Origin of the sequence: uncultured Brevundimonas sp., assembly GCF_937863155.1 — a bacterium.
Classification (GTDB): domain Bacteria; phylum Pseudomonadota; class Alphaproteobacteria; order Caulobacterales; family Caulobacteraceae; genus Brevundimonas.
The window spans coordinates 35,260-61,349 of record NZ_CALMFB010000069.1; the positions used below are offsets into that span (position 1 = coordinate 35,260).

Annotated in this window: 30 protein-coding genes; 13 read left to right on the forward strand and 17 right to left on the reverse strand. The window is 68.8% G+C overall.

Annotated elements, in window-relative coordinates:
- Positions 1–2 precede the first annotated feature (2 nt).
- From Q0581_RS11215 to Q0581_RS11250, 8 genes are all read right to left on the reverse strand, one after another.
- Positions 3–725, reverse strand: coding sequence for a capsular biosynthesis protein (locus Q0581_RS11215; protein ID WP_298700322.1), 723 nt, complete (start codon positions 723–725; stop codon positions 3–5).
- Positions 722–2,332 (reverse strand): hypothetical protein, encoded by a 1,611-nt coding sequence (locus tag Q0581_RS11220; RefSeq protein WP_298700323.1) that lies wholly within the window; start codon positions 2,330–2,332, stop codon positions 722–724. The genes Q0581_RS11215 and Q0581_RS11220 overlap by 4 nt, the downstream gene beginning before the upstream one ends.
- The gene (locus Q0581_RS11225; RefSeq protein WP_298700324.1) at positions 2,329–2,706 is read right to left on the reverse strand and encodes an HAD-IIIC family phosphatase; all 378 of its coding nucleotides are present in this window, start codon (positions 2,704–2,706) and stop codon (positions 2,329–2,331) included. The genes Q0581_RS11220 and Q0581_RS11225 overlap by 4 nt, the downstream gene beginning before the upstream one ends.
- Before the next feature lie 86 nt (positions 2,707–2,792).
- Positions 2,793–3,062: an ATP synthase F1 subunit epsilon gene (locus tag Q0581_RS11230; protein ID WP_298700325.1), complete on the reverse strand. Its 270-nt coding sequence runs from the start codon at positions 3,060–3,062 to the stop codon at positions 2,793–2,795.
- Between the two features lie 3 nt (positions 3,063–3,065).
- On the reverse strand, positions 3,066–4,628 hold the full coding sequence (gene atpD / locus Q0581_RS11235; protein WP_298700326.1) for a F0F1 ATP synthase subunit beta: 1,563 nt from the start codon (positions 4,626–4,628) through the stop codon (positions 3,066–3,068).
- A gap of 37 nt (positions 4,629–4,665) precedes the next feature.
- Positions 4,666–5,544: a F0F1 ATP synthase subunit gamma gene (locus tag Q0581_RS11240; RefSeq protein ID WP_298700328.1), complete on the reverse strand. Its 879-nt coding sequence runs from the start codon at positions 5,542–5,544 to the stop codon at positions 4,666–4,668.
- 34 nt (positions 5,545–5,578) lie between these two features.
- Positions 5,579–7,123, reverse strand: a complete 1,545-nt coding sequence (atpA, locus tag Q0581_RS11245) for a F0F1 ATP synthase subunit alpha (RefSeq protein WP_298700330.1) — start codon at positions 7,121–7,123, stop codon at positions 5,579–5,581.
- Between the two features lie 101 nt (positions 7,124–7,224).
- Positions 7,225–7,779 carry a F0F1 ATP synthase subunit delta gene (locus Q0581_RS11250; protein WP_298700332.1) on the reverse strand — a complete coding sequence of 185 codons (555 nt, stop codon included), beginning with the start codon at positions 7,777–7,779 and terminating at the stop codon, positions 7,225–7,227.
- Positions 7,780–8,058: 279 nt separating this feature from the next.
- On the opposite strand from Q0581_RS11250, the gene Q0581_RS11255 reads away from it, so the two are divergent.
- A complete protein-coding gene (locus Q0581_RS11255) occupies positions 8,059–8,898 on the forward strand; it encodes a TerC family protein (RefSeq protein ID WP_298700352.1) in 840 nt (279 codons plus the stop codon).
- Between the two features lie 28 nt (positions 8,899–8,926).
- Here Q0581_RS11255 and Q0581_RS11260 read toward each other — a convergent pair whose 3' ends face one another.
- A complete protein-coding gene (locus Q0581_RS11260; RefSeq protein ID WP_298700354.1) occupies positions 8,927–9,271 on the reverse strand; it encodes a hypothetical protein in 345 nt (114 codons plus the stop codon).
- An 87-nt stretch (positions 9,272–9,358) separates the two neighbouring features.
- On the opposite strand from Q0581_RS11260, the gene Q0581_RS11265 reads away from it, so the two are divergent.
- Entirely contained in the window at positions 9,359–10,123 is a 765-nt protein-coding gene (locus tag Q0581_RS11265; RefSeq protein WP_298700356.1) for an electron transfer flavoprotein subunit beta/FixA family protein, read from the forward strand.
- Entirely contained in the window at positions 10,123–11,058 is a 936-nt protein-coding gene (locus tag Q0581_RS11270; RefSeq protein WP_298700357.1) for an FAD-binding protein, read from the forward strand. Before Q0581_RS11265 ends, Q0581_RS11270 begins: the two co-directional genes overlap by 1 nt.
- A 124-nt stretch (positions 11,059–11,182) precedes the next feature.
- Here Q0581_RS11270 and Q0581_RS11275 read toward each other — a convergent pair whose 3' ends face one another.
- The 3 genes from Q0581_RS11275 to Q0581_RS11285 form a co-directional block, all read right to left on the reverse strand.
- Positions 11,183–11,788 carry an IPTL-CTERM sorting domain-containing protein gene (locus Q0581_RS11275; protein ID WP_298700359.1) on the reverse strand — a complete coding sequence of 202 codons (606 nt, stop codon included), beginning with the start codon at positions 11,786–11,788 and terminating at the stop codon, positions 11,183–11,185.
- Positions 11,789–11,934: 146 nt separating this feature from the next.
- Positions 11,935–12,699 (reverse strand): type I methionyl aminopeptidase, encoded by a 765-nt coding sequence (gene map, locus Q0581_RS11280; RefSeq protein WP_298700360.1) that lies wholly within the window; start codon positions 12,697–12,699, stop codon positions 11,935–11,937.
- The gene (locus Q0581_RS11285) at positions 12,696–12,899 is read right to left on the reverse strand and encodes a ParD-like family protein (protein WP_298700362.1); all 204 of its coding nucleotides are present in this window, start codon (positions 12,897–12,899) and stop codon (positions 12,696–12,698) included. The genes map and Q0581_RS11285 overlap by 4 nt, the downstream gene beginning before the upstream one ends.
- Before the next feature lie 114 nt (positions 12,900–13,013).
- On the opposite strand from Q0581_RS11285, the gene Q0581_RS11290 reads away from it, so the two are divergent.
- From Q0581_RS11290 to arfB, 5 genes are all read left to right on the forward strand, one after another.
- On the forward strand, positions 13,014–13,292 hold the full coding sequence (locus Q0581_RS11290; RefSeq protein WP_298700364.1) for a DUF167 domain-containing protein: 279 nt from the start codon (positions 13,014–13,016) through the stop codon (positions 13,290–13,292).
- 86 nt (positions 13,293–13,378) lie between these two features.
- Positions 13,379–14,860, forward strand: a complete 1,482-nt coding sequence (locus Q0581_RS11295) for an amidohydrolase (RefSeq protein ID WP_298700365.1) — start codon at positions 13,379–13,381, stop codon at positions 14,858–14,860.
- On the forward strand, positions 14,860–16,221 hold the full coding sequence (locus Q0581_RS11300) for an amidohydrolase family protein (RefSeq protein WP_298700366.1): 1,362 nt from the start codon (positions 14,860–14,862) through the stop codon (positions 16,219–16,221). Before Q0581_RS11295 ends, Q0581_RS11300 begins: the two co-directional genes overlap by 1 nt.
- Positions 16,222–16,316: 95 nt before the next feature.
- Positions 16,317–16,781, forward strand: coding sequence for a YaiI/YqxD family protein (locus Q0581_RS11305; protein ID WP_298700368.1), 465 nt, complete (start codon positions 16,317–16,319; stop codon positions 16,779–16,781).
- Positions 16,778–17,179 carry an alternative ribosome rescue aminoacyl-tRNA hydrolase ArfB gene (gene arfB, locus Q0581_RS11310; protein WP_298700370.1) on the forward strand — a complete coding sequence of 134 codons (402 nt, stop codon included), beginning with the start codon at positions 16,778–16,780 and terminating at the stop codon, positions 17,177–17,179. Before Q0581_RS11305 ends, arfB begins: the two co-directional genes overlap by 4 nt.
- Positions 17,180–17,208: 29 nt before the next feature.
- Here arfB and Q0581_RS11315 read toward each other — a convergent pair whose 3' ends face one another.
- Genes Q0581_RS11315 through Q0581_RS11330 form a run of 4 tightly spaced genes read right to left on the reverse strand, consistent with a single transcriptional unit; the run spans position 17,209 to position 20,803 of the window.
- Positions 17,209–17,700: a hypothetical protein gene (locus Q0581_RS11315; RefSeq protein WP_298700372.1), complete on the reverse strand. Its 492-nt coding sequence runs from the start codon at positions 17,698–17,700 to the stop codon at positions 17,209–17,211.
- A 19-nt stretch (positions 17,701–17,719) separates the two neighbouring features.
- Positions 17,720–19,318, reverse strand: coding sequence for a 2-polyprenylphenol 6-hydroxylase (ubiB, locus tag Q0581_RS11320; RefSeq protein ID WP_298700373.1), 1,599 nt, complete (start codon positions 19,316–19,318; stop codon positions 17,720–17,722).
- Positions 19,306–20,067, reverse strand: a complete 762-nt coding sequence (locus Q0581_RS11325; protein WP_298700374.1) for a class I SAM-dependent methyltransferase — start codon at positions 20,065–20,067, stop codon at positions 19,306–19,308. The genes ubiB and Q0581_RS11325 overlap by 13 nt, the downstream gene beginning before the upstream one ends.
- A gap of 10 nt (positions 20,068–20,077) precedes the next feature.
- The gene (locus Q0581_RS11330; protein ID WP_298700376.1) at positions 20,078–20,803 is read right to left on the reverse strand and encodes a hypothetical protein; all 726 of its coding nucleotides are present in this window, start codon (positions 20,801–20,803) and stop codon (positions 20,078–20,080) included.
- 111 nt (positions 20,804–20,914) lie between these two features.
- Between Q0581_RS11330 and Q0581_RS11335 the strand changes: the two genes are divergently transcribed.
- Both Q0581_RS11335 and Q0581_RS11340 read left to right on the forward strand, forming a co-directional pair.
- Positions 20,915–21,211, forward strand: a complete 297-nt coding sequence (locus Q0581_RS11335) for a 4a-hydroxytetrahydrobiopterin dehydratase (RefSeq protein ID WP_298700378.1) — start codon at positions 20,915–20,917, stop codon at positions 21,209–21,211.
- Positions 21,208–22,002 (forward strand): SDR family oxidoreductase, encoded by a 795-nt coding sequence (locus Q0581_RS11340; RefSeq protein WP_298700380.1) that lies wholly within the window; start codon positions 21,208–21,210, stop codon positions 22,000–22,002. Before Q0581_RS11335 ends, Q0581_RS11340 begins: the two co-directional genes overlap by 4 nt.
- A 146-nt stretch (positions 22,003–22,148) precedes the next feature.
- Here Q0581_RS11340 and Q0581_RS11345 read toward each other — a convergent pair whose 3' ends face one another.
- The gene (locus Q0581_RS11345; RefSeq protein ID WP_298700382.1) at positions 22,149–22,415 is read right to left on the reverse strand and encodes a DUF6356 family protein; all 267 of its coding nucleotides are present in this window, start codon (positions 22,413–22,415) and stop codon (positions 22,149–22,151) included.
- Positions 22,416–22,514: 99 nt separating this feature from the next.
- Here Q0581_RS11345 and Q0581_RS11350 point away from each other — a divergent pair, with 99 nt between their 5' ends.
- From Q0581_RS11350 to Q0581_RS11360, 3 genes are all read left to right on the forward strand, one after another.
- A complete protein-coding gene (locus Q0581_RS11350; protein ID WP_298700383.1) occupies positions 22,515–23,696 on the forward strand; it encodes an acyl-CoA dehydrogenase in 1,182 nt (393 codons plus the stop codon).
- Positions 23,697–23,813: 117 nt separating this feature from the next.
- Positions 23,814–24,629 carry a response regulator transcription factor gene (locus Q0581_RS11355; protein ID WP_298700385.1) on the forward strand — a complete coding sequence of 272 codons (816 nt, stop codon included), beginning with the start codon at positions 23,814–23,816 and terminating at the stop codon, positions 24,627–24,629.
- 1 nt (position 24,630) lies between these two features.
- Complete coding sequence (locus Q0581_RS11360) at positions 24,631–26,064, forward strand: HAMP domain-containing sensor histidine kinase (RefSeq protein ID WP_298700387.1); 1,434 nt, start codon at positions 24,631–24,633, stop codon at positions 26,062–26,064.
- The last annotated feature ends 26 nt before the right edge of the window (positions 26,065–26,090 follow it).

Below are 26,090 nucleotides of genomic sequence, written 5' to 3' on the forward strand. Positions count from 1 at the left end.
GATCAACCCAGGCGACGCCGCGCCTCCAGATATTCGTCGGGCACGCCGCAGAAGATGATTTCGTCGGGCCCGATCATCCGATGACGGATGTCCGCTCCCTCGGCGATCAGATGATTATACAGGGGCGCCACATACAGTTCGCTCCACCCCCCTGCCGCGCGTTCGGCCGCCAGGGCGCGACGGAAGTCTCCGGCGCGGGCGAAATGATAAAGGCCGGTACAGCACAGGTCCGAGATGGGGCGTTTCTCGGCCGTCTCGATCACCCGGTCCGACCCCGGCGCCGTGCGGACATAGGACCAGTTGGCCCCCTCGCCCCGGAACACCTCCAGATAGCCGTCGGCCGTGGCCATCCAGTCGGTGTCGGGGTGCCGGAAACCGGGGCGGAAGGTGTCGATGTTGAAGATGGTCAGGGGCGCGGCGTCGGCGGCGCCCATGGCGTCAAGCCCCCGCTCGACCGTCTCGGCCTGACCGGCCGTGGGCTGGTCCAGTTCGACCAGGCGCCAGTCCCTGATGCCCAGCGCCTTCGCCTCGCACGCGATGAAGTCGGCGGGCGCCAGGGCCGCCGAGGCGATGAACAGAAAGGGCGTGTCCGCCGCATAGGCCGAGAAACCGCCGACCGCATGGGTGAAGACCGTCCCGGACCCCATGGGCAGTTCGTATTTGGGTCGGTCGTATCCGGCGGCGGTAAAGCGGCTGGACCGCCCGGCCATGGGGATGACGATCATGCCGCCTCCATCTCCAGGAACAGCCGCAGGGCGTTGGCGATGAAGGCCTTCTGCCGGTCCGGCCGATCGGCGTGCAGCGGCGGCATGGCCAGGAACAGCGACACCATCACCGCCTGAACAGCGGGATCCAGCCCGCTGACGTCGCCGGCGCGCACCCCGCCCAGCATGTCGCGCATCCAGGGCCGCTCGGGCGCCGCGAACTGCAGCGCCAGGCCCTCGGCGCCGTCGTCCAGCGCATAGCGTCCGGCGATCAGCTCATCATATCGTCCGATCACGGAATGGGCCAGTTTCCCCAGGTCGTATAGGGGCGAGCCGTACAGGCTGGGCCGACCCGGCGTAACGAAACCGCGCGGGTCCAGCACCCGGATGCGGCGCGCGCGCAGGTCGTACAGGATGTTGCTGAAGCAGAAGTCGCCATGCATGACCGTGGCCATCGCGCCGGTCGGCGCACAGGCGATGTCGGCGACCCGATCCGCGATCTCCAGCAGCGAGGGCGTGATGCGGCCGGCGTAACGCATCGGCCGGTCGACCGGCAGGCCGCCGAACGCCGCATAGGCCAGCAGCCGCTCGCGCGCCTTGCCGCGGACAAGGCTTTCCAGCGCCGCATCGGCCGTCCCCCGCGCGCCTTCCGGGTCCGGCGCCTGGGCGCACAGGTCCAGCAACGCCTGGCACGAGGCGAAGATACGGCCCCAGCGTGCGGCCCCCAGCGCCCCGAACACCGACAGGTCCGCCAGGGTCGGCGCATAGGCGTATTCGGTGACGTAGCGCGGCCCCGGTTCGACGTCCTGCACATCCACCAGGCGGACGCAGAAGGGGCGGATCGTCGCCGGAACCCCGCCCAGCCAGGCCGCCTCGGCGCGGATCTTGGCGTGGTCGTCGCCGCCCTTGGTCACGACACGGTCGTCAATGCTCAGGCGGTTGAACGACCGGGCGGTCGATACGACCCGCCGGGCGCGGAAATAGGTCTGGACGTGGCCGAAATCCAGCCAGTCAGGCGCCGGCTCGGCGCGGACCGGCCGGCTCAGGGCGTAGGCGTTCAGGCCACGGATGAAATCGCCGTCCGCATCAGCGATGGCCTGGCTCAAAGCCTCGGCGTCAGCCACGCGAAAGACGCCGCAGATCACGCTGGCGGCCTCGTCGCCCGCGCCGGCGGCGTCCACGACCGACAATCGCGTCACGCGGCCGCTGTCGACCGCCACCTCGGCCCAGGCGTATTCGTCCGTCTCGGCGCTGACGCCCAGGCTGTCGCCCGGCGCGGCGGACGGCGTCGCCAGGGTGTCGCCGTGCAGGATGACCAGATCGCCCGTGATCGGCCCCACCGCCTCGATGGCCCGGACCAGCGATTCGCCCAGGCTCAGCCCCTCCTCGATGAAGAGCAGTCGCACCCCGGCCGCCTCCAGCCAGGCGCGGTCGGCGGCGGGCGTCTCGAAACCGGCCGGAAGGGTCAGATACAGGGCCTCCAGCCCCGCCATCCGCTCGACCTGAAGCGCATACAGCCGCCGATCCCCGACCGGCAGGAAGCACGGCGGCAGGGGACCGAACTCGGCGCTCAGTTCCTGATCGATATAGGCGGCCGACAGGATCAGGCCGACAGCGGCCGCGCTCACGGTTGCGTATCGCCCAGCAGGGCGCGGATCTGTTCTGGGCTCATGGCCACGAACTCCGACGGGCGCACGGCCCGGTCGTCGACATAGAAGCCGTCGTGGCCGCACCAGGGCTTGCCCACGATCACCTCGTCGAACGGCACCTGGTGACGGCTCAGCCAGTCCAGAATGACCGGCAAGGTATGGACATTGATCTTGCCCACCGCCCCCTCATAGGTGCGCATGTTCCGTGAACTGAAGATCACGACCTCGAAGCCGAGCGCCTTGTATTCGCGCAGGCGTTCGATGACGGCCGAGTTCGGCGCCTTGTCGGCATAGGAATCGGACGAGGCGTGCACCGTCAGGGTGTCGTCCAGATCGATGACCAAACGCTTCATGCGGCCCCTCGCCCGACGGCCGGCGCGGCGGCGATCGTTCCGCCGCTATGTCGCACGACGGCGCGGGCGCGTCGAGCCAGGCGGGATCAGGCCTCGGCCAGTTCCGAGGCCTGTTCGGCCAGGATGGTCAGGCCGGCCGGGGTGACGTCGGCGAAACCGCCCTGAACCTGGAACCGGCGGCGCTGGGCGCCGTCGATCACCGTGACCACGCCTTCGCGCAGGGCGGTCATGAAGGGCGCATGGTCGGCCAGCACGCCGAAGTCGCCTTCGACGCCGGGCGCGTCCACCTGATCCACGAGGCCCGAAAAGACCTCGCGTTCAGGCGACACCAGCGAGAACTGCAGCTTGCCAGCCATGGATCAGGCGGCTTCCGCGGCCAGTTTGGCGGCTTTCTCGACGGCTTCCTCGATCGGGCCGACCATGTAGAAGGCCGCTTCCGGCAGGTGGTCGTATTCGCCATCGCAGATGGCCTTGAAGCTGCGGATGGTGTCGGCCAGCTCCACGAACTTGCCCGGCGAACCGGTGAACTGCTCGGCCACGAAGAAGGGCTGCGACAGGAAGCGCTGGATCTTGCGGGCGCGCGACACGACCAGCTTGTCGTCTTCCGACAGCTCGTCCATGCCCAGGATGGCGATGATGTCCTTCAGCGCCTTGTACTGCTGCAGGATTTCCTGAACGCGACGAGCGACGTTGTAGTGCTCCTCGCCGATCACCAGCGGGTCCATGATCCGGCTGGACGAATCCAGCGGGTCCACGGCCGGGAAGATGGCCAGGGCGGCGATGTCGCGGCTCAGAACCGTGCGCGCGTCCAGGTGGGCGAACGAGGCGGCCGGCGCCGGGTCGGTCAGGTCGTCGGCGGGCACATAGATGGCCTGGACCGAGGTGATCGAACCCTTCTTGGTCGAGGTGATCCGCTCCTGCAGGTTGCCCATCTCGGTGGCCAAGGTCGGCTGATAGCCCACCGCCGACGGGATGCGGCCCAGCAGAGCCGACACTTCCGAACCGGCCTGGGTGAAGCGGAAGATGTTGTCGACGAACAGCAGCACGTCCTTGCCTTCCTCGTCACGGAAATATTCCGCGATCGACAGGCCGGTCAGGGCGACGCGGGCGCGGGCGCCCGGCGGTTCATTCATCTGGCCATAGACCAGGGCGCACTTGGAGCCTTCGGTCGAGCCGTTGTTCTTGGTCGGGTCCACGTTCACGTTGGACTCGATCATCTCGTGATACAGGTCGTTGCCTTCGCGGGTGCGTTCGCCCACGCCGGCCAGAACCGAATAACCGCCATAGGCCTTGGCGATGTTGTTGATCAGTTCCTGCATGGTCACGGTCTTGCCCACGCCGGCGCCGCCGAACAGGCCGGTCTTGCCGCCCTTGGTGTAGGGGCAGATCAGGTCGATGACCTTGATGCCGGTGACCAGGATCTCGGCCGAGGTCGACTGTTCCTCGAAGCTGGGGGCCTCGCGGTGGATCGGGCGGTAAAGGTCGGTCTTGATCGGGCCCTGTTCGTCGATGGGCTGGCCCACCACGTTCATGATGCGGCCCAGGGTGCCCGGACCGACCGGCGCCTGGATCGAGTTGCCGGTGTCGGTGACCGGCTGGCCGCGGGTCAGGCCCTCGGTGGTGTCCATGGCGATGGCGCGGACCATGTTCTCACCCAGGTGCTGGGCGACTTCCAGGACCAGGGTGAAGGGCTCGCCCGTCTTCTGGTCGACGTTCTGGGTTTCCAGCGCGTTCAGGATGGCCGGCAGATGGCCGTCGAACTCGACGTCCACGACGGCGCCGATCACCTGGGCGATGCGGCCGTTGGCGCCGGCGATGGCGGCCTTGGGCGCAGCCTTGGCGGCGGCGGGCTTCTTGGCGGCGGGCGCCTTGGGCGCGGCCGGCTTCTTGGCGGCGGGTTTCTTGGCGGTGGTGTCGGTCATCGGTGCGTTCCGTTCGGAAGGTCGTGTCGGTATCGGATCAGAGCGCTTCGGCGCCGGCGATGATCTCGATCAGTTCGGTGGTGATCTGGGCCTGGCGCTTGCGGTTGTATTGCAGGGTCAGGCTGTTGATCAGGTCGCCCGCGTTGCGGGTGGCGTTGTCCATGGCGCCCATCTGGGCCCCGAAGAAGCTGGCCTGGTTTTCGTACAGGGCGGCCAGGATCTGGGTGGTGATGTTGCGCGGCAGCAGGGTCTCGAGGATTTCCTCCTCGGACGGCTCATATTCATAGACCGCGCCGTTCAGGTCGATCGGCGGGGCGTCGGCGTCGATGACGGCCGGGATCAGCTGGCGCGGGGTCGGGATCTGGGCGATCACCGACTGGAACCGGCTGTAGAACAGGGTCACCACATCGGCGTTGCCGGCCTCGAACTCCTCGGCGATCAGAGCGGCGATCGGCTCGGCGGCGGGCATGCCCACCACCTTGTGGTCGCTCATTTCAAACGTGCGGATGACGCGGTCGCCGAACTGGCGGCTCAGGCCGTCGCGGACCTTGCGGCCGACGGCGATGATGCGCACGTCCTTGCCCGAGGCCAGCAGACTGTTGATCCGCTCCTTGGCCGCGCGGATGACGTTGGTGTTGAAACCACCCGCCAGACCCTTGTCGCCGGTGGCGACCACGATCAGGTGCTTGTGGTCCGCGCCGGTGCCGGCCAGCAGGCGCGGGGCGCCTTCGCCCGACACGCCGGCGGCCAGATTGGCGATCACCGCCGCCATCTTCTTGGCGTAGGGACGGGCGCTTTCAGCCTGTTCCTGGGCGCGCTTCAGCTTGGCCGCGGCGACCATGTTCAGGGCTTTCGTGATCTTCTGCGTGGATTTCACGCTTCCGATCCGATCGCGCATTTCCTTGAGGCTGGCCATTCGGCGCTACTCTCGCTTCTCGGTCAGATCAGGCTCAGGCGAAGGTCTTGGTGAAGGCGGCCAGAACGTCCTTCAGCTCGGCTTCCAGCTCGGCGGTCAGATCCTTCTTGGTGCGGATGCCGTCCAGCAGGCCGGGGTTCGACGACTTGATGCGGGCCAGCAGCTCGGTCTCGAAGCGGCCGATGTCGGCCACGGCGACGGTGTCCAGGTAACCGCGGGTGCCGGCGTAAACCGAGACGACCTGCTCTTCCATGGTCAGCGGGGCGTATTGCGGCTGCTTCAGCAGCTCGGTCAGGCGCGCGCCGCGGGCCAGCAGCTTCTGGGTCGAGGCGTCCAGGTCCGAGCCGAATTTGGCGAAGGCGGCCATTTCCCGATACTGGGCCAGTTCGCCCTTGATCGAGCCGGCGACCTTCTTCATCGCCTTGGTCTGGGCCGACGAGCCCACGCGCGACACCGAGATGCCGACGTTCACGGCCGGGCGGATGCCCTGATAGAACAGGTCCGATTCCAGGAAGATCTGGCCGTCGGTGATCGAGATCACGTTGGTCGGAATATAGGCCGACACGTCGTTGGCCTGGGTCTCGATGATCGGCAGGGCGGTCAGCGAGCCCGAGCCATAGTCGCCGTTCAGCTTGGCCGAACGCTCCAGCAGGCGGCTGTGCAGATAGAAGACGTCGCCCGGATAGGCTTCGCGGCCCGGCGGACGGCGCAGCAGCAGCGACATCTGGCGATAGGCGACGGCCTGTTTCGACAGATCGTCATAGACGATCAGGCCGTGCATGCCGTTGTCGCGGAAGAACTCGCCCATGGCGGTGCCGGCGAACGGGGCCAGGAACTGCAGCGGGGCCGGCTCCGACGCCGTGGCGGCCACGACGATGGTGTATTCCAGCGCGCCCGATTCCTCGAGCGTCTTGACGATCTGGGCCACGGTCGAGCGCTTCTGACCGATGGCGACGTAGATGCAGTACAGCTTGGCGCTCTCGTCGCCAGAAGCGTCTCCTGCGGCGTTGACCGACTTCTGGTTCAGGATGGTGTCGATGGCGACGGCCGTCTTGCCGACCTGACGGTCACCGATGATAAGCTCGCGCTGGCCGCGGCCGACCGGGATCAGGGTGTCGATGGCCTTCAGGCCGGTCTGCATCGGCTCGTGCACCGACTTGCGCGGGATGATGCCCGGCGCCTTGACGTCCACGCGGCGGCGCTCAGTGAATTTGATCGGGCCCTTGCCGTCGATCGGCTCGCCCAGCGGGTTGACGACGCGGCCCAACAGGCCCTTGCCGACCGGCACGTCCACGATCTCGCCCAGGCGGCGGACCTCGTCGCCCTCGCCGATGGCGGTGTCGGCGCCGAAGATCACGGCGCCGACGTTGTCGCGTTCCAGGTTCAGGGCCATGCCCTTCACGCCGGCCTTGGGGAATTCGACCATTTCACCGGCCTGGACGTTGTCCAGACCGTGGATGCGGGCGATGCCGTCGCCGACCGACAGCACCTGGCCGACGTCCGAGACGTCTGCCTCGACGCCGAAATTGGCGATCTGCGACTTCAGGATGGCCGAGATTTCAGCGGCGCGGATATCCATGGGGATCTCTCTGTCTTCGTCTTCTGGGGCGAGCCGTCAGGCCCGCTGCATTCATAGTCGGAGCGCGCTTACGCGCGCTGCATTATTGGTTCTGAAGCGCGTCAAGCGCGCTTCAGGGCGAACTTCATCTGGTCGAGCTTGGTCTTCAGCGAGGCGTCGAACAGCCGCGAGCCGACCTTGACCTTCAGGCCGCCCAGGATCGACGGATCGACGCGGACGGTGGTTTCGGGATCCTTGCCCAGGGCGGCGCGCAGGGCGGCCTGGACCGATTTCAGCTGGGCGGCGCTCAGCGCCTGGGCCGACACCACCTCGGCGGCGACCACGCCGGTCTTCTTGGCGTACAGAGCCTCGAAGGCGCCGATCACGGCCGTCAGGTCGCGGGCGCGGCCGTTGGCGGCCAGCAGGCCCAGGAATTTCCGGGTCGTGGCGTTGAATTTGGCCTTGTCGGCGATGGCGACCAGACCCTTGGCCTGGTCCTCGGCGGCGATGACCGGCGAGGTCAGCAGGCGACGCAGGTCGGCGCTGTCCACGAAGGCGGCGCGCAGCGACTTCAGGTCGGCGCGCACGGCGTCCAGCGCCTTGGTCTCGTCTGCCAGGTCGAACAGCGCCTGTGCATAGCGCTCGCCGACTTCCGTCGTCCTGAAATCGTCAGCCACAGATATAATGTCCGCGCGGGTTAGCGTTCGGGGTTGACCAGCACAAGCGCCGGTCGGTCAAAGGCTTGAAATGCTTGCAGAAAGCATATCGGGAGCGCGTCTTTCGACGTGCCCCCATGCAAAGCCGGGCGCCGGATAGCACCTATCCCCCCAAACCGCAACCGAGGCGGCGGGTCGCAGGGGGGCCGGATTGCGGGACCGGGAACCGCGACGCTAGAAAGACGCTTGGGCAAGCGCCGGAGGGGCGCGGTCGCCCCCCATTTCTATTCAGGACACCGCATGTTCGACAGCATCATCCCGCTGTTCTCCGATCCCGCCGCCTGGGCGGCCCTGGTCACGCTGATCGTGATGGAGGTCGTGCTGGGGATCGACAATCTGATCTTCATCTCGATCCTGTCCAACAAACTGCCGCCTGAGCATCGCTCCAAGGTCCGGCGCATCGGCATTTCGCTGGCGCTGGTCATGCGCCTGGCGCTGTTGTCGACGATCGCCTGGATCGTCACCCTGACGGCCCCGATCTTCACCCTGTTCGGCAACGCCTTCTCGTGGAAGGACGTGATCCTGATCCTGGGCGGCCTGTTCCTGGTGTGGAAGGCGACCAAGGAAATCCACCACTCGGTCGATCCCGCCCCCAGCAAGGACCTGCTGGAGAAGGACAAGAAGGACATCGTCATCAACAACGCCGGGGCGGCGATCTTTCAGATCATCCTGATCGACATCGTCTTCTCGATCGATTCGATCCTGACCGCCGTGGGCATGACCGAGCACCTGCCGATCATGGTCGTGGCCGTGCTGGTGGCGATCACCGTCATGCTGGTGGCCGCCGACCCTCTGGGCGACTTCATCGACAAGAACCCGACCGTGGTCATGCTGGCCCTGGGTTTCCTTTTGATGATCGGCATGGTGCTGATCGCCGAGGGCTTCGGCGCCCATGTGCCCAAGGGCTACATCTACGCCGCCATGGCCTTCTCGGCCGGGGTCGAGATGCTGAACATGTGGTCCCGGCGTGCGACATCGAAGCGTGACGAGGCCGCTCGCCTGCGCACCGCAGCCGATGCCGCCGAGGCCCGCGCCGTCGAGGCAGAAGCCGCGGCGGCTCAGGAACCGCGCAAGCGCTGAACGACCGCGAAAAGGCCGAGCCGGGGGTCTAGCGCCCGGTTTCGGCCTCGACCCGCGCGCGTTCGGCGCGGGTCGCCGCGTCGCGGGCCTGTTTCTCGGCGGCCAGGCGATCCTCGATGGCCACCAGTTCGCGGTTGTTCTGGGCCGAGGCCTCGGCGCGGCTCTGGCCCGGCTGGCGGCCCGTGATGTCGGCGACGGCGACGGGCGTGACGCATCGCCGCTGTTCGGCCCACCACCAGCGGCCCGACTTCTCGCAGCGGTCGCCCGGCTGGGCCCAATAGACCTGATACAGGCCCGCCCCGCCGGCCAGCAGGCCGAACACCACGAAGAACAGAATGCCCAGTCGCGCCGGGGTCAGAAGGCGTTTCATCATGACGGTTTACCCGGCGTTACGTTGACAGGCCCCTTCGGCCGGTCCAATCCCTGCCGCAAGATTCCGGCCAGCTTATGGAATAGCGCAATGAAGGTACTCGTCCCCGTCAAACGGGTGATCGACAGTAACGTCAAGGCCCGTGTGAAGGCGGACCAGACCGGCGTCGATCTGGCCAACGTCAAGATGAGCATGAACCCCTTCGACGAAATCGCCGTCGAAGAGGCCGTGCGCCTGAAGGAAGGCAAGGATCACCACGCCGCCGGCACGGCGACCGAGATCATGGTCGTCTCCATCGGCGTGACCCAGGCTCAGGAAACGATTCGCACCGCCTTGGCCATGGGCGCGGACCGCGGCCTGCTGGTCCAGTCGGACGCCGACCTGGAGCCCCTGGCCATCGCCAAGATCCTGAAGGCCGTGGTCGATGAGGAAAAACCCGACCTGATCCTGATGGGCAAACAGTCGATCGACGGCGACAACAACGCCGTGGGTCAGATGCTGGCGGCCCTGCTGGACTGGCCCCAGGCCACCTTCGCCGGAAAGATTGTGATCGGCGGGGGTGAGGCGACCGTAACCCGCGAGGTCGACGGCGGACTGCAGACCGTGGCGGCGACCCTGCCGGCGGTGGTCACCGTGGACCTTCGGCTGAACACCCCGCGCTACGCCTCCCTGCCCAACATCATGAAGGCCAAGAAGAAGGAGATCGCCATGAAGGCGGTCGCCGACTACGGCGTCGACACCGCGCCGCGCCTGAAGGTTCTGAAGGTCGCCGAGCCGCCCAAGCGGTCGGCGGGCGTCAAGGTCGCCGATGCGGCCGAACTGGTCTCCAAGCTGAAATCCGCGGGGGTGCTGTAATGGCCGTTCTCGTCATCGCCGATCACGACGGCTCGGCCGTCCGCGACACGACGCACAAGACCGTCACCGCCGCCCTGGCCCTGTCGGGCGACGTGGATCTGCTGGTCCTCAGCGAAAAGGGCGCCGGCAAGTCGGTGGCCGACGCCGCCGCCAAGATCTCGGGCGTGCGCAAGGTGCTGCTGGCTGAAGGCGACGCCGTGGGTCATGGCTTGGCCGAGGCGGTCGAGGCGACCGTCCTGCCGCTGGCCGGCGGCTATGACGCCGTGCTGACCCCCGCCAACACCGACGGCAAGAATTTCGCCCCGCGCATCGCCGCCAAACTGGATACGGCGCCGATCTCGGACATCGTGGAAGTCGTCTCGGCCGACACCTTCGTGCGCCCGATCTATGCGGGCAATGCGCTGGAGACGGTCCAGACCGCCGACGCCAAGAAGGTCATCACCGTGCGCCCGACCGCCTTCGCGGCCGCCGCCGAGGCCGGCTCGGCACCGGTCGAGACCGTGACGGCGGGCGAGGCGGCCAAGTCGGCCTTCGTGTCCGAGGAAATGGTCAAGTCGGACCGCCCCGAACTGGGCGCCGCCAAGATCGTGGTCTCGGGCGGTCGCGCCCTGGGCTCGGCCGAGGAATTCCAGGCCGTGATGGACCCCCTGGCCGACAAGCTGGGCGCCGCCGTGGGCGCCAGCCGCGCGGCCGTCGACGCCGGCTACGCCCCCAACGACTATCAGGTCGGCCAGACCGGCAAGGTGGTGGCGCCGCAGCTGTATATCGCCATCGGCATCTCGGGCGCCATCCAGCACCTGGCGGGCATGAAGGACTCCAAGGTCATCGTGGCCATCAACAAGGACGCCGACGCCCCGATCTTCCAGGTCGCCGACTATGGCCTGGTCGCCGACTACAAGACGGCGGTGCCGGAACTGATGGCCGCCCTGGGCTGAGACGGTCCGTCCGGCTGAAACATCAAGGGCGCGGCGCCGAAAGGCCCGCGCCCTTTTTCGCTGTCAGGCGACGGCCCCGCCTGTCATCGGCGAGGCCGTCTTGCCGATCAGACGCCCCTTCGGATCAGACCGCCGCGCGGCGCCGCTGGATCACCAGTGTCGCGCCCCCCGCGAGCATTAGCGCCAACAGGATCGTCGCCCATTCCGACAGGGTCGGCACGACAGCGACCGGGGCGGCGAAGGTTGCGCTGAACTGGGTTTCGAACGTCGGATAACTGACCCACCCGATCCCATCGTATATGGCGAGATAGTAGTCCGGGCTGACGTCCATGGCGTCGGCGGCGATGACGCCGTTCTGCCCGCCAGGCCGATCCAGCCAGAAAATATAGCTCTTTGCCGGATCGAGGACCACGTTCGGGGTCCATGTGAACGGCTCGACGCTCAATAGCGTTACCAGAGTAGGCGTGCCGGTCCAGACCGGCGGCCCGGACGTCCCCGAGCCGGTCCATTCATAGATCGACGGTGTGACTTCAAGGTTCGGCGTAGTGCGCGCCAGGTGGACGGTGAAGCTGGTCAGAGCCGTGTTTGTGGGCGGCGTAAAAACCTGGCCAGGTCGCTGAGCGTCGTGGATCGCCACATGCTGTGAGTTGCCGGTGCTGCCGATGGTTGTCTGGGCCCGGGCTGACGGTGCGGCCAGCCCCAGGGTTAACGCCATGATCAGCGCACCCATAATTCCGATGCATTTTCCAAACATTCCGCCGCCCCGTGGCCCCCTCGATCAGAAGCCTTACGGTCACGCCTAACAGGTGCGTCCGCCCCAACCAGCGAAAATGATCACCCGCACGCATTTTGAGACGCCTGATCGAAGAGGTCGTCTCAGCCCCGCACCTCATCCGGCCGAAGGGTCAGCACCCGCACCCCGTCGCGGGTCACGGCCACCGTATGCTCGAACTGGGCCGACAGCTTTCCGTCGCCGGTGATCACGGTCCAGTCGTCGTCCAGGGTGCGGACCGAGCGGACGCCCTGATTCAGCATCGGCTCGATGGTGAAGACCATGCCTTCCTTCAGCGTCAGTCCGCGCCCCGGCTTGCCGAAATGCAGCACCTGGGGGTCTTCGTGCATTTCGCGTCCGATGCCGTGGCCGCAATAGTCGCGCACGATGGAATAGCCCGCCCGCGTCGCATGGCGTTCGATGGCGTGGCCGATGTCGCCCAGGGTCGCGCCGGGCCGCACCGCCAGAATACCCTTCCACATCGCCTCATAGGTGGTGCGCACCAGCCGCCGCGCCTGGGGCCCCACCTGGCCGACCAGATAGGTCTTGCTGGAATCCGCGATCCAGCCGCCCTTCTCCAGGGTGATGTCCAGATTGACGATATCGCCGTCCTTCAGGATCTCGTCCTTGGACGGCACGCCGTGACAGACCACGGCGTTGGGCGAGCTGTTCAGCACGAAGCCATAGCCATACTGGCCCTTGCTGGCGGGCCGGGCCTTCAGGTCGTCGGTGATGAAGGCCTCGACCCGGTCGTTGATCTCCAGCGTGCTCATGCCCGCCAACGTCAGCCCGTCCAGATGGGTGAAGACCGAGGCCAGCAGACGCCCGGCCTCGGCCATCTGCTCGACCTCCTGCGGGGTCTTGGTCATGCCGCCAGATCGGGCGCGCCCACCCCCGCCGCCGCCAGTTCGCGCGCCGCCAGTTCCTGGAAACTGAGGCCGGGATTCAGTTCGCACAGCATGCCGATCCTGATCCAGAAAGCCGCCTGGCCATTGATCGAGCGGCATGAGGCGCGGCTGGCCCGGCGCAACTGTTCGTGCAGATCGTCCTCGATATTGACGATGCCCATGGCGGACCCTCGACTAAGCGTTTCGTATATGAAACATATATAGGCCGGCCCAGACAGGCAAGACACGGGCGCGTCCATTTGCCGTAACGGGTCCGATCTGGTCTGTACGCGGCCATGGCCGATCTGTTCGTCAAGCTGCAACCCGGCGCCTCGGCCGACCGGATCGAAGGCTGGGAGACCGATCCCGAGGGACGGCCGGTGCTGAAGGTGCGGGTCCGCGCCCGGCCGGTGGACGGGGCGGCGAACGACGCCCTGATCCGGCTGCTGGCCCCGGCCCTGGACGTGCCCCGGTCGGCCGTGACGCTGGAACGCGGGGGCCAGTCGCGGCTGAAGCGCCTGGCCATCGCCGGGCTGGATCAGGCCGAGGTTAAACGTCGCATTACAGCAATGTAATGAAATCCGCCTTTGACGGACGATCCGTCACGGCCTTCTATCGCCTCGGCCATGCAGCCTCGGCATGGCGTGGGGGAGCGTTTCCGATGAGATCATACCGCCTGACCGGCGCCAGCCTGGCCGTGCTGTCGGCCCTGGCGCTGGGCGCCTGCGCCACCACCGGCTCGACCGCTGGAGATTCGTCATCCGGGGCCGCCGCGCCCAAGCCGCGCGAGGCCCTGGCCCCCGGCCTGGATGTCGCGGCCAACCCCGATCCCTATCCGTCCACCTATGCCGCCCTGCCGCGCGAGAACATGGCCATTGTCGGCGCCACCGTGCTGACCGGCGCGGGCCAGAAGATCGACAATGGCGTGGTGGTGGTCACCGACGGGCGCATCACCGCCGTCGGCGGCGCCCAGACGCCGGTTCCGGCCGGTCACCGCGTCGTGGATGCGCGCGGCCGCTTCGTCACCCCCGGCGTCATCGACACCCACAGCCACCTGGGCGTCTATCCCTCGCCCGGCGTCACGGGCATGAGCGACGGCAACGAGGCAACCAGCCCCAACACCGCCCAGGTGTGGGCCGAACACAGCCTGTGGCCCCAGGACCCGGGCTTCAACACCGCCCGCGCCGGCGGGGTGACCACGCTTCAGATCCTGCCCGGCTCGGCCAATCTGTTCGGCGGTCGCGGCGTGACCGTGCGCAATGTGCCCTCGATCACCATGCAGGGCATGAAATTCCCCGGCGCCCCCTATGGGCTGAAAATGGCCTGCGGCGAGAACCCCAGCCGCGTCTATGGCGGGCGCAACAGCTCGCCGGCCACCGGCATGGGCAATATGGCCGGCTATCGCGCCGCCTTCATCGCCGCGCGCGAGTACAAGGCCCGGTGGGACAAATGGCGCGAGGACGGCCAGGGTTCGCCCCCGACCCGCAACCTGCAGCTGGAGACCCTGACCGGCGTGCTGGACGGATCGATCCTGGTCCAGAACCACTGCTACCGCGCCGATGAAATGGCCATGATGATGGACCTGGCGACCGAGTTCGGCTTCCGCATCACCGCCTTCCACCACGCCATCGAGGCCTACAAGCTGGCGCCGCAACTGGCGCGGGCGGGCATCTGCGCCGACATGTGGACCGGCTGGTGGGGCTTCAAGATGGAGGCCCTGGACGCCATCGAGGCCAACGCCGCCATCGTCGACGCCCAGCCGAACAGCTGCGCCGTCATCCATTCCGACGACGCCCAGCTGACCCAGCGCCTGAACCAGGAGGCCGCCGCCGCCCTGGCCGCCGGGCGCCGCATCGGCATGGACATCCCCGAGGAACGGGCCATCGCCTGGATCACCCTGAACCCGGCCCGGTCGCTTGGCATCGCCGACCAGACCGGATCGCTGGAGACTGGCAAGCGCGCCGATGTGGTGATCTGGAGCGCCAATCCGTTCAGCGTCTACGCCCGCGCCGACCAGGTGTTCATCGACGGGTCGCTGACCTTTGATCGCGCCAACCCCGCCTATCAGCCCGTGTCGGACTTCGAGCTGGGCCAGCCTGGCTTCGGCATCGCCGCCGCCAACGTCGATCAGGGAGCCCGCTGATGCGCCTCAAGAGCCTCATCCTGGGCGCAGCCCTTCCTGCGATTCTGGGCGCCCTCGCCCTGACCGCGCCCGCCGCCGCCCAGTCGCTGACCGCCATCACCGGCGGCCGGGTGCTGACCGGAACCTCGGTGATCGAGAACGGCACGGTGGTGATCCAGAACGGCCGCGTGGTCTCGGTCGGAACCGGCCCGGCCCCCAGCGGCGCCCGCGTGATCGACGCGCGCGGCAAGACGGTGACCCCCGGCTTCGTCGCCGTGGATTCCGGCCTGGGCGGGTCCGAGATCGGCTCCGTGCGCGGGTCCGACGACCTGAGCAACAGCGCCAACTCCATCTCGGCTTCGTTCGACGTCTCCTATGGGCTGGACCCCTGGTCCTTCACCCTGCCGGTGGCGCGCCTGGGCGGGGTGACCCGCGCCGTGGTCACGCCCAGCCATGCGGGCGGCGGCGGCGGCGCCCACGCCCATGACGACAGCGACTTCGCCGGCGTCGGCCACGCCGGCCTGCAGTCGCCGGGCCTGTTCGCGGGCCAGGCGGCGATCATCGACCTGGGCCAGGGTGGAGAAATCCTGGTCCAGCCGCGCGTGGCCATGGTGGCCCCGTTCGGCGAGGCCGGGGCCGGCATCGCCGGCGGCGCCCGCGGGGCCCAGTTCGTCCAGTTCAAGGAAACCCTGGCCGAGGTGCGCCTGTACGCTCGCAACCGCGCCGCCTACGACCGGGCGGCCCTGCGCGATCTCAGCCTGTCGCGCGCCGACCTGGAGGCCCTGATCCCGGTGGTCGAGGGGCGGATGCCGCTGATCGTCACCGTGCGTCGCGCCGCCGACATCCGCCAGGTGCTGCGCCTGGCCCGCGAGGAAGGGGTGAAGATCATCCTGGACGGCGCCGAGGAAGGCTGGCTGGTGGCCGAAGAGATCGCCGCCGCGCGTGTTCCCGTGCTGCTGGACGTGACCAACAACCTGCCCTCGAACCTGGAGATGCGGGCCGCCCGCATGCAGAACGCCGCCGTTCTGGACGCCGCCGGGGTGGTGATCGCCATCAAGGGGGCCGAAGGCTCGACCCATCGGGCGCGGGAACAGCGGTACAACGCCGGCAACGCCGTCTCGCACGGCCTGCCCTACGCCGCCGCCATCCGCGCCATCACGGTGAACCCGGCGCGCATCTTCGGCATGGACGGCCGCTTTGGCGAGCTGCGCCCCGGCGCAGCGGCCGATGTGGTGGTCTGGTCCGGCGATCCGCTGGAGCCGCTGAGCCTGGCCGAAGCCGTCTATATCGACGGCGAGGAACAGCCGATGACCAGCCGCCAGTTCCTGCTGCGCGACCGCTACGCCCGGCCGGGAACCCTGCCACCCGCCTATAGCCGGTAACGCGACGCGGTCGTTCGCGGCTTGAGGCATGATCGCCGCCTAGGCTCACGACGCGGTCGTTCGCGGCTTGAGGCCGGGTAGGCTAAGGAAGGGGGATGAGCGCGTCCCCCATCCTGTACATCGACGCCGACGCCTGTCCGGTGAAGGAAGAGGCCTATCGCGTCGCCCGCCGCTATGGACTGAAGGTGTTCGTGGTGTCGAACGCCTGGATCAATGTCCCGCGCGAGGCACTGATCGAACAGGTGGTGGTCGACGCCGGCCCCGATGTCGCCGACGACTGGATCGCCGAACGGGCGGGTGTCGGCGATGTGGTCGTGACCCAAGACATTCCCCTGGCCGACCGCTGTCTGAAGGCGGGCGCCCAGGCGATCCGGCCAAATGGACAGGCGTACAGCACGGACTCCATCGGTTCGGCCCTGGCGGGGCGGATGATCGGCGAGCATCTGCGGTCGATGGGAACGGCCACATCCGGCCCGCCGCCGTTCTCGCCCGCCGACCGCTCGCGCTTTCTTCAGGGCCTGGACGCGGCCGTGGTGCGCGCGATGAAGGCCGTCCGATGATCCCCGTGCCGGAAGACGAGCTGGAGTTCCGCTTCTATCGCGCGGGCGGGCCGGGCGGCCAGAACGTCAACAAGGTGGCCACGGCGGTGCAGATGCGGTTCGACGTGCGCGCCTCGCCCAGCCTGAGCGAGGCGGTCAAGGCGCGGCTGCTGAAACTGGCGGGATCGCGCGCCACCCTGGACGGGGCCATCCTGATCAACGCCGTGCGTTTCCGCACCCAGGAGCGCAACCGCGCCGACGCCATAGAGCGGTTGCAGGGGCTGCTGGACCAGGCGGCCGTGGCGCCGACCTATCGCGTGCCGACCCGTCCGACCCGCGCCTCGAAGGAACGAAGGCTGGAGGCCAAGTCCAAACGGTCGGGCATCAAGAGCGGGCGCAGCAAGCCCAGCCTGGACTGAACCGCTGACTGAACCGCTGACTGGGCCGCCTACTGCGCCTGGGCCGGGCGGAACAGCAGCAGGGCGATCTCGTCCTCGGCGTTGAAGGCGATGATCCACTGGGTCCGGGCGTTGGCGAAATCCAGGGCGAACAGCTCGGCGCCCTGTTCCTGGCCGACATAGATCACCTCCTGCAGTTCGCCGAACCCCTTGATGATCGGGATCAGCCGGGCCTCCTGGCCGCGCATGCGTTCGGCCAGGTCGGCGCTGAAGACCGCATAGTCCAGGCCCGCCCCCTGGGCGGCGGCGACCACGGCGCGCAGGGCGTCCTCGGCCCGCTTCACGTCCGGCCCGATCTGCTCGGCCTGGATCGGCGGCGGCGTCTGGATGGCGGCCGCGGCGGCGGCCTGGGCCGCCGGATCATCGAAGGCGTTGGGCAGGCGCGCGGCGGCGGCGGGCACCGCGGGCGGCGTCTCCTGGGCGACGGCCAGGGCCGGTGCGGCGGACAGGCTCAGGACGGCGGCGGCGATCAGGGTCTTCATGGGCGGGTCTCCGCGAGGTTCAGCCCACAATGCCCGGCCAAAGCGACAAGACAAGGGCGGTCGCCGTCATGCCCAGCAGCACCGCCAGAACCGCCGCGACCCAGCCCGGACCGCGCACCCGTTCGATCACCACCGTCTGGGGCTGGGGCGGGTTTTGCACCAGGCGCGAGATCGCCTTCAGCGCCGCCAGGGTCTCGTCCAGCGCCTCCTTGGCCTGGGCCGCCGGGCCCAGTTCGCGCCGGATCCAGCGTTCGACCACCGGCCGGGCCGCGTTCCACAGGTCGTGGTCGGGGTTCAGCCGCCGGGCCACGCCTTCGACCGACACCATGGTCTTTTGCAGCAGGATCAGCTCGGGCCGCAGATGCATGTCGAACAGGGCGGTGATCTCGAACAACTGGCCCAGCAGCCGACCCATCGACACCTGGGACGCCTGGCGGCCGATCACCGGCTCGCCCACCGCGCGCAGGGCCTGGGCGAAGGCGTCGACCGAATGGTGGGGCGGGACATATCCAGCCTCGAAATGGACGCGGGCGATGCGGTCATAGTCGCGGCTCAGGAACCCCCACAGGATCTCGGCCAGATAGCGGCGCTCGGCCGGACCCAGGCGGCCGACAATGCCGAAATCCACCGCCGTCACCTCGGCCGGGGCGCGGGCGAACAGATTGCCCTCGTGCAGGTCGGCGTGAAACGCGCCGTGATCCAGCGCCTGGCTCAGGAAGGCGCGCACGATGTTGTCGGCCAGGGCGTTGCGGTCCAGGCCCGGCTGGTCGGCGGCGGCCGGATCGGTCATCGGCAGGCCCGGCGCCCATTCCAGCGTCAGCACCCGGCGTCCGACCCCGTCCCAGACCACGCCCGGCGCCGACATATGGCCGCCGCCGTCCGCCGCCGAGGCGCGCATGATGTCGCCCAGCTCCGACGCCGCCGCCGCCTCCAGCCGCATGTCCAGTTCCAGCTGCAGGGCGCGGGCCACCGTCTCGACAAAGGCCGCCGGCTCCAGCCGCCGGGCCACCGGCACGAACCGATGCGCCAGCCGCGCCGCCAGACGCATGGCGTCCAGCCCCTTGGTCACCCGCTGTTCCACGCCGGGGCGCAGCACCTTGACCGCCACCTTGCGGCCGTCGGCCAGCCAGGCCGGATGCGCCTGGGCCAGGGAGGCGGCGGCCACCGGTTCGCCGAAGTCGATGAACAGGCTTTCGACCGTCCGGCCCAGCGAGCGCTCGATCTCGGCCCGGGCCTGATCGGTCGGGAACGGGGGCAGCCGGTCCTTCAACCGCCCCAGATCGGACGCGAACTGGGCGCCGAAGATGTCGGCCCGCGTGGCCAGCACCTGGCCCAGCTTGATCGCCACCGGCCCCAGGCGTTCGCACGCCCGCGCCAGCCGCTCGCCCGGCCGCCCCTGGCGCGCCTGACGCCCGGCGAACAGATGCAGCAGATGGGCGATCCAGCGCACCGAAACCGGCAGCAGGGGCGTGATCTCGCGCGGGGCCAGGGCGTCGTGGCGGATCAGGACGCCCAGCCAGCCGACCAGCCGCAGGGCCGCGCCCAGCGGATCGCGCACCGGCAGGGCGCGCGGCGCCTGGGGCGGGGTCTTGACGTTCAGCCGGCTCAGATCGCCCACCCGTGGTGCAGGGCCGCGATGCCGCCCGACAGATTGGTGCAGGTGACGCGCGAAAAGCCCGCCTGTTCGATCATGCGGGTGAAGGTCGCCTGATCCGGGAAGCGGCGGATGCTCTCGACCAGATACTGATAGCTGTCGCGGTCGCCCGCCACCCAGCCGCCGATGCGCGGAATGGCGTGGAAGGACCAGGCGTCATAGGTGCGCCGCACCGGCCCCGCGACCGGGCGCGAAAACTCCAGGCACAGGAACCGTCCGCCGGGCTTCAGCACCCGCCGCGCCTCCTTCAGGGCGCCGGTCACGTCCGAGACGTTGCGGATGCCGAAACTGATCGAATAGGCGTCGACCGAGGCGTCGGGCAGCGGCAGGGCCATCGCGTCGCCGACGGTCCAGCTCATCTCCGGCTCGCCGCCCTTTTCGACCCCGGCCAGGATCATCTCGGCGTTGTAGTCCAGGACAATGACCGAGGCGTCGGCCCCGCCCATTCTCTGCTGGGCACCGCGCGCCATCTTGGAATAACGCCGCGCCATGTCGCCGGTGCCGCCCGCAACATCCAGGATCACTTCGCCCGGACGAGGGTTCAGCTTGGCCGCCGCCGCGTCCTTCCACAGCCGGTGAACGCCCGCGCTCATCAGGTCGTTCATAAGATCGTATTTGCCGGCCACGCTGTCGAAGACGCCGCGCACCAGACGCACCTTCTCGCGCGCCTCGACGTCCTTGAAACCGAAGGGGGATGTGGCCGTATCGCTCATGCAGGCGGGTCTAGCCTTTCGGCGCGGCCCCGTCATCCTTCGCCGTCGTCGCGGGGCGTCGCGCCGGCGGCGAAACGGGGATGGGCGCACCCAGCCGCACCAGGGCCTGATCGTACAGGCGCACCAGATTGGTCTCCTGCTGGATCAGATCTTCAAGATACAGGGTCATGCGCAGCATCTGACGGTGGGCGTCGCCCTCGTCGGTCAGGATGTCCAGAAGACCCACGGCGTTGTCGTAACCGGCGCGATTGATACTCTCCAGGCTTTCCTGGGCGCGATAGACCTGGGCCAGGATGAACACCTCCTCGGCGTCCATGTGCTCGAACAGGTCATTAGCCGAAACGCTGGTCCACACCGCGTCGCGCAGCGCGGCCAGATGCAGGCCGGACCCGCCGAACAGGGCCTGGATGGCCGGCTCGGCCGTCTTGCGCGTCACCTCGGTCGCGTCGGGCATGCCCCCCGCCTGGGCGAAGGCCCGCTTCAGTTGGCGATGATGGGGGATGTAGTAGTCCGACCCCAGTTCGGCGCGGTTGGCGGTGATCTCCTGAATCAGGAAGGCCCGCATCTCGGCCACGCGATGGGCGGTGCGCCGTTCCTCGGCCCAGTTGGTCAGAGCCAGGGCCAGGATCACCGAAAAGACGATCAGCACGCTCTCGAACACCGCGCGCGGCAGCCAGCGCCGCCAGCGCGCGAAGGGATGGCGTCGGATCGGGGCTTCGGTCGCCGGTTCGGTCATGGATGCAGCTTGAGCGGATTTCGCCGCATCCGCCAAGTCCCGCCCGCGGCTTGCCGCCGGACGCGGCGACCGCTAACCCCAATGACATCCGCTGTCCGGGGAGGCGCCGCCATGTCCAGTTCCGTCATCGAGGTTCCGCAGGCCCTGGCCGATCTGCCCGCCTGGCGTCGCGCCGACGATCCGCGTCCGGCCATCGCCCGCAGCCTGGCCTTCGCGGACTTCAACGCCGCCTGGGGCTTCATGAACCGCGTGGCCCTGAAAGCCGAGACGATGGACCACCATCCCGAATGGTCGAACGTCTACAACCGGGTCGAGGTGCTGCTGACCACCCATGACGCCGGGGGCGTGACCGACAAGGACGTCGCCCTGGCCCGATTCATCGATTCCATCGCCGGAGACGCGAAATGAGCGCCGTCAAACAGGGCCGCGTCGCCGGCAAGACCGTGCTGATCACCGGCGCGGCGGGCGGCCTGGGCGCGGCCATGGCCTGGATGCTGGCGCGGCACGGCGCCCGCGTGGCCGTGACCGACATCGACGGCGCCCGCGCGGCCGACCTGGCCCAGGCGATCAACGCCGAGATCCCCGGCGCCGCCTTCGCCCACGCCCATGACGTGGCCGACGAGGACCAGTGGGCCGCCGTCATCGCCGCCGCCGTGACCCAGATGGGCGGGCTGTCGGTGCTGGTGAACAACGCCGGCGTCGGCGGCGCCCTGGCCTTCGCCGACAGCGACACGGCCGAGAACTGGCAACGCCAGTACGAGATCAACCTGCGGTCGGTGATGTTCGGCTGCAAGCACGCCATGCCGCACCTGCGCGCCAGCGCCCCGGCCTCGATCATCAACATCTCCTCGATCGCCGGGCTGGCGGCCGCGCCGGGCATGGGCGCCTATTGCGCCACCAAGGCAGGGGTGTGGATGTACACCAAGGCCGTCGCCCTGGAGACCGCCAAACAGGACTGGAACGTGCGCTGCAACTCGGTGCACCCGGTGTTCATCAACACCCCGATCCTGGAGCCCTTCATCGCCATGGCCGGCGGCGACGAGGCCAAGACTCACGAACGGCTGGCGCGCGGCATCCCGATGAAGCGGATCGGCGAACCGGACGATGTGGCCTATTGCGTCCTTTATCTGGCGTCGGACGAATCGCGGTTCATCACCGGGTCCGAGTTCAAGATCGACGGCGGCATGACGGCGCAGTAACCGGAACATCCGCTCATTCCCGCGAAAGCGGGAACCCAGTCCTTTGGGCGGTGCGGCTTCGGGGCGTTTCGCTCGGGCTGATCCAGGCTTCTGAACGCGCGGCTCTTACTGGATCCCCGCTTTCGCGGGGATGATCGGAAGGGGCGTTACAACCCCGGATCCCAGACGCCCGCGTCGCGCATGCGGCAGTCGCGGGCTTCTTCGGCGCGGCCGTTCATCTCGGTCGCCAGCTTGCAGATGGCGGTCGAAACGGTGGCCTTGTGCACCCCCGGCACCACGGCGTGGGCGAAGGCGCAGGCCGCCAGCTTGATCAGGTGCAGGCCGAATCGCGACGAAGCGGCCATATGCTCGAAATAGCTCTCCTTCACCTCGCGCGGGTGATCGAGAAACAGACGGTTCAGCGTGCCCTTCATGGACCGGGACTGTAACCCGGTCCGGCGCATCCCACTACCCGAGCGTGACGATTTGGCTTAAAGCGCGCCGTTTCCCGATCGCGCAGGACCGCCCCACCGATGACCGACGCCTCGCAGAAGACCTTTCGCTGGGACGACCCGCTGGACCTGGACGGTCGCCTGACCGACGACGAGGCGATGATCCGCGACGCCGCGCGCGCCTATGCGCGGGACCGGCTGTTGCCGCGCATCGTGCCGGCCTTCCGCGACGAGACCTTCGACCGGGCCATCATGACCGAGATGGGCGAGATGGGCTTTCTGGGGGCCATGCTGCCGGAACAGTATGGCGGCTCGGGCGCCAGCCACGTGGCCTATGGCCTGATCGCGCGCGAGATCGAGGCCATCGACAGCGGCTATCGCAGCGCCATGAGCGTGCAGTCGTCCCTGGCCATGTATCCGATCTACGCCTTCGGCTCGGAGGAGCAGAAGATGCGCTTTCTGCCGCGCATGGCGGCGGGCGAGCTGATCGGCTGTTTCGGCCTGACCGAGGCCGACGGCGGCTCGGACCCGGCGGCGATGAAGACCAAGGCGGAGAAGGTCGCGGGCGGATACCGGCTGAACGGCGCCAAATACTGGATCACCAACTCGCCCATCGCCGACCTGGCGGTGGTGTGGGCCAAGCTGGACGACAAGATCCGCGGCTTCATCGTCGAGCGCGGCATGGACGGCTTCACCACCGACAAGATCGGCGACAAGCTGTCGCTTCGCGCCTCCATCACCGGCGACATCGGCCTGAACGACGTGCTGGTGCCCGAAGAGAACCTGCTGCCGGGGGTCCAGGGCCTGCGCGGGCCGTTCTCATGCCTGAACAAGGCCCGCTACGGCATCGCCTGGGGGGCCATGGGGGCGGCCGAGTTCTGCCTGCACGCCACGCGCGACTATGTGGCCGAGCGCATGCTGTTCGGACGGCCGCTGTCGGCGCGCCAGCTGGTGCAGAAGAAGCTGGCCGACATGCAGACCGAGATCTTCCTGGGGTTCGAGGGCGCCTATGCCCTGGGCCGGCTCCTGGACACCGGCGCCTGGGTGCCGGAGGCCATCTCGATGATGAAGCGCAACAACTGCGGCAAGGCCCTGGCCATCGCCCGCGAGGCCCGCGACATGCACGGCGGCGCCGGCATCACCGGGGAAATGCACGTCATGCGCCACGCCATGAACCTGGAAACCGTCAACACCTACGAAGGCGCCCACGACGTCCACGCCCTGATCCTGGGCCGCGCCATCACGGGGCAGAGCGCGTTCTGAGGCGTCAGCAACGGTCAGGCGAAAGCCCCGCGCGCCCGCGATAAGACCTGCGCGACCCGCGATCTTGTCGTTTCGGCGCATGGCCGTATCGTCGCGGGGAATGCGGGGGAGGCCGCCTTGACCGACGACGCCATCGAAACCGCGCCCGAAGACGACGCCTTCGCCCAGCTGCGCGAGGTGTTCGCCGGCCGCCGCGCCCTGGTGCTGGAAGACGACCCGGCCCTGTCCGAGCACGTCACCGAACGGCTGCTGACCGCCGGGTTCGAGGCCGTGGACCGGTTCGACCGGGGCGAGGATGTGCTGAACGCCGTCGCCGCCCAGACCTATGACGTGCTGATCCTGGACCGGCTGACGGCCGGGCTGGACGGGCTGGAGACCCTGCGTCGCCTGCGCGCCGGCGGCGGGCCGTCGGCCGAGGCGCCGGCCCTGATGCTGACCGCCCTGGGCGGCGAACGGCAGAAGGTCGAGGGGCTGCTGGGCGGAGCCGACGACTATCTGGCCAAGCCGGTGGGGGACGAGGAGCTGGTGGCCCGCATCGCCGCCCAGCTGCGCCGCGCCGCGCGCCCGGCCAAGGCGGCCGGCGGCGGCGAGGTGGTCAACGGCCCGTTCCGCCTGGCGCCCGGCCCGCGCACCCTGAAGTTGGAACGGAACGGCGAAAGCCGCCTGATCGACCTGTCGCCGCTGGAGTTCGCCATCGTGGCCGAGCTGATGACCGCGCGCGGCCAGCCGGTGACCAAGACCATGCTGTGGGACCGGTGCTGGATCGAGTGGAATTTCCTGCCCGACAATTTCGTCAACATCATCGACGCCCGCATTTCGGCCCTGCGTCGCCGCCTGAAGGAACAGGCGCCCGAACTGCCCGAGGAATGGCATCCGCTGATCGTCTCGGCCCGCAGCCAGAGCCTGGTGTTCCGCGACCTGGACGGGGCCTGAGGTGACGCCGTTCCGCGCCCTGATCGGTGCTGTGGGCGGCTGGATCGGGCGACGCACCACGACCCAGCTGTCGGCCGCCCTGGCCATATTGGCGGCGGCGGCCCTGTCGGCCTCGCTGTTCGCCACCGGCCTGGCGGCGCGGATGGACCAGCGCGAGCAGGCGGCCCTGGCGGCGCTGGACGACTATGGCGCCATGGTCTCCAAGCTGGGCGAACAGGCGACCCTGACGACCGAGGCCCTGACGCCGGGCGACGCGGCCTTCCTGTCGGCCTGGCTCAGCGCTTTCCAGAACGGCCCGACCCGCGACCAGCGCAGCCTGGAAGAGACCTGCCGCACCGGCCGGGGCGGCGCCGGCGTGCGCTTCATCCGCGCGCCGGTGGGCAAGCCGGCGGGCCTGGCGGCGCTGGAGACCGGCCGGGCCGAACGCCTGCCGCGCCTGGGCCCCGACCTTTATCTGGTGCAGCTGGACAAGGGATCGCTGTGCTCCAACCGCGCCGTCGAGGCGGTGGTGGTGCGCCGTACGGCCGGGTCGCTGAACATCATCGTCGGCCGGGTGGTGGAACCGTCGGGCGAGGCCTGGGGCTGGGCCGTTCTGGCCGTCCTGGCGACCGGGGCGGTGATCCTGGGGTCGGGACTGGCGGCCGCCCTGTTCGCCCGACGTCGCCTGACCAGCGCCCTGGCCGAGGTCAGCGAGGCGCTGGACCGCGCCGCCACCGGCGACCTGTCGCGCCGCGCGCCCGAGGTCGGGGTGGCCCCCGAACTGACCGAGCTGACGGCCAAGGTCAACCGCACCCTGGACCGGTTGCAGGAGCTGCTGACCTGGATGCGGGATTCCTCGGACCAGCTGGCGCATGATTTCCGCACCCCCCTGGCGCGGGCCACGGCGCGGCTGGAGCAGTTGCAGGACGCGACCGGCGCGGCCCGTCGCAAGGCCCTGGCCCAAGAGGCGGGCGAAGACCTGATGGCCCTGACCCGCGCCATGAACGACGCCCTGGCGCTGCGTGACGGCGCGGCCTGGGTGTTCGAGGACGTGCGGCTGGACCAGCTGTTGCACCAGGTCGCCGAACTGTATGAGCCGCTGATCGAGGCGCGCGGCGGGGCGATGACGGTCCAGGCGGACGGGCCGGTGACCATATTGGGGGTCCGCACCCTGATGCAGCGGGCCCTGGCCAATCTGGTCGACAATGCGGTCAAACATTCCCCCGACGGCGGGCGGGTGATCCTGCGGGCCTGGCGCGACGAGACGGGCTGCGGCGTCTCGATCACCGATCAGGGGACAGGGTTCGATCCCGCCGCCCCTTGCCGCGTCGAGGGGGTGGAAAGCCACGGCATGGGCCTGCCGTTCGTGCGGGCGGTGGTGCATCGCCACGGCGGACGGCTGACGGTTGATGACGCCGCGCCGGGAGCAGTCGTCACGGCGCATTTCCCCCGCTAGGGTAGGGGTCCGAACATGAGGGTTCC

What these genes read in the sequence shown, in the direction of transcription:
- atpD (WP_298700326.1), bottom strand. Translation starts at nt 4,628, where the DNA reads ATGACCGACACCACCGCCAAGAAACCCGCCGCCAAGAAGCCGGCCGCG.
- Q0581_RS11260 (WP_298700354.1), bottom strand. Translation starts at nt 9,271, where the DNA reads ATGATGAAACGCCTTCTGACCCCGGCGCGACTGGGCATTCTGTTCTTC.
- Q0581_RS11275 (WP_298700359.1), bottom strand. Translation starts at nt 11,788, where the DNA reads ATGGGTGCGCTGATCATGGCGTTAACCCTGGGGCTGGCCGCACCGTCA.
- Q0581_RS11285 (WP_298700362.1), bottom strand. Translation starts at nt 12,899, where the DNA reads ATGGGCATCGTCAATATCGAGGACGATCTGCACGAACAGTTGCGCCGG.
- Q0581_RS11340 (WP_298700380.1), top strand. Translation starts at nt 21,208, where the DNA reads ATGAGCGCCGTCAAACAGGGCCGCGTCGCCGGCAAGACCGTGCTGATC.
- Q0581_RS11270 (WP_298700357.1), top strand. Translation starts at nt 10,123, where the DNA reads ATGGCCGTTCTCGTCATCGCCGATCACGACGGCTCGGCCGTCCGCGAC.
- Q0581_RS11330 (WP_298700376.1), bottom strand. Translation starts at nt 20,803, where the DNA reads ATGACCGAACCGGCGACCGAAGCCCCGATCCGACGCCATCCCTTCGCG.
- Q0581_RS11215 (WP_298700322.1), bottom strand. Translation starts at nt 725, where the DNA reads ATGATCGTCATCCCCATGGCCGGGCGGTCCAGCCGCTTTACCGCCGCC.
- Q0581_RS11230 (WP_298700325.1), bottom strand. Translation starts at nt 3,062, where the DNA reads ATGGCTGGCAAGCTGCAGTTCTCGCTGGTGTCGCCTGAACGCGAGGTC.
- Q0581_RS11240 (WP_298700328.1), bottom strand. Translation starts at nt 5,544, where the DNA reads ATGGCCAGCCTCAAGGAAATGCGCGATCGGATCGGAAGCGTGAAATCC.
- arfB (WP_298700370.1), top strand. Translation starts at nt 16,778, where the DNA reads ATGATCCCCGTGCCGGAAGACGAGCTGGAGTTCCGCTTCTATCGCGCG.
- Q0581_RS11350 (WP_298700383.1), top strand. Translation starts at nt 22,515, where the DNA reads ATGACCGACGCCTCGCAGAAGACCTTTCGCTGGGACGACCCGCTGGAC.
- atpA (WP_298700330.1), bottom strand. Translation starts at nt 7,123, where the DNA reads ATGGATATCCGCGCCGCTGAAATCTCGGCCATCCTGAAGTCGCAGATC.
- Q0581_RS11305 (WP_298700368.1), top strand. Translation starts at nt 16,317, where the DNA reads ATGAGCGCGTCCCCCATCCTGTACATCGACGCCGACGCCTGTCCGGTG.
- Q0581_RS11335 (WP_298700378.1), top strand. Translation starts at nt 20,915, where the DNA reads ATGTCCAGTTCCGTCATCGAGGTTCCGCAGGCCCTGGCCGATCTGCCC.
- Q0581_RS11290 (WP_298700364.1), top strand. Translation starts at nt 13,014, where the DNA reads ATGGCCGATCTGTTCGTCAAGCTGCAACCCGGCGCCTCGGCCGACCGG.
- Q0581_RS11315 (WP_298700372.1), bottom strand. Translation starts at nt 17,700, where the DNA reads ATGAAGACCCTGATCGCCGCCGCCGTCCTGAGCCTGTCCGCCGCACCG.
- Q0581_RS11345 (WP_298700382.1), bottom strand. Translation starts at nt 22,415, where the DNA reads ATGAAGGGCACGCTGAACCGTCTGTTTCTCGATCACCCGCGCGAGGTG.
- Q0581_RS11225 (WP_298700324.1), bottom strand. Translation starts at nt 2,706, where the DNA reads ATGAAGCGTTTGGTCATCGATCTGGACGACACCCTGACGGTGCACGCC.
- Q0581_RS11255 (WP_298700352.1), top strand. Translation starts at nt 8,059, where the DNA reads ATGTTCGACAGCATCATCCCGCTGTTCTCCGATCCCGCCGCCTGGGCG.
- map (WP_298700360.1), bottom strand. Translation starts at nt 12,699, where the DNA reads ATGACCAAGACCCCGCAGGAGGTCGAGCAGATGGCCGAGGCCGGGCGT.
- Q0581_RS11295 (WP_298700365.1), top strand. Translation starts at nt 13,379, where the DNA reads ATGAGATCATACCGCCTGACCGGCGCCAGCCTGGCCGTGCTGTCGGCC.
- Q0581_RS11300 (WP_298700366.1), top strand. Translation starts at nt 14,860, where the DNA reads ATGCGCCTCAAGAGCCTCATCCTGGGCGCAGCCCTTCCTGCGATTCTG.
- Q0581_RS11325 (WP_298700374.1), bottom strand. Translation starts at nt 20,067, where the DNA reads ATGAGCGATACGGCCACATCCCCCTTCGGTTTCAAGGACGTCGAGGCG.
- Q0581_RS11265 (WP_298700356.1), top strand. Translation starts at nt 9,359, where the DNA reads ATGAAGGTACTCGTCCCCGTCAAACGGGTGATCGACAGTAACGTCAAG.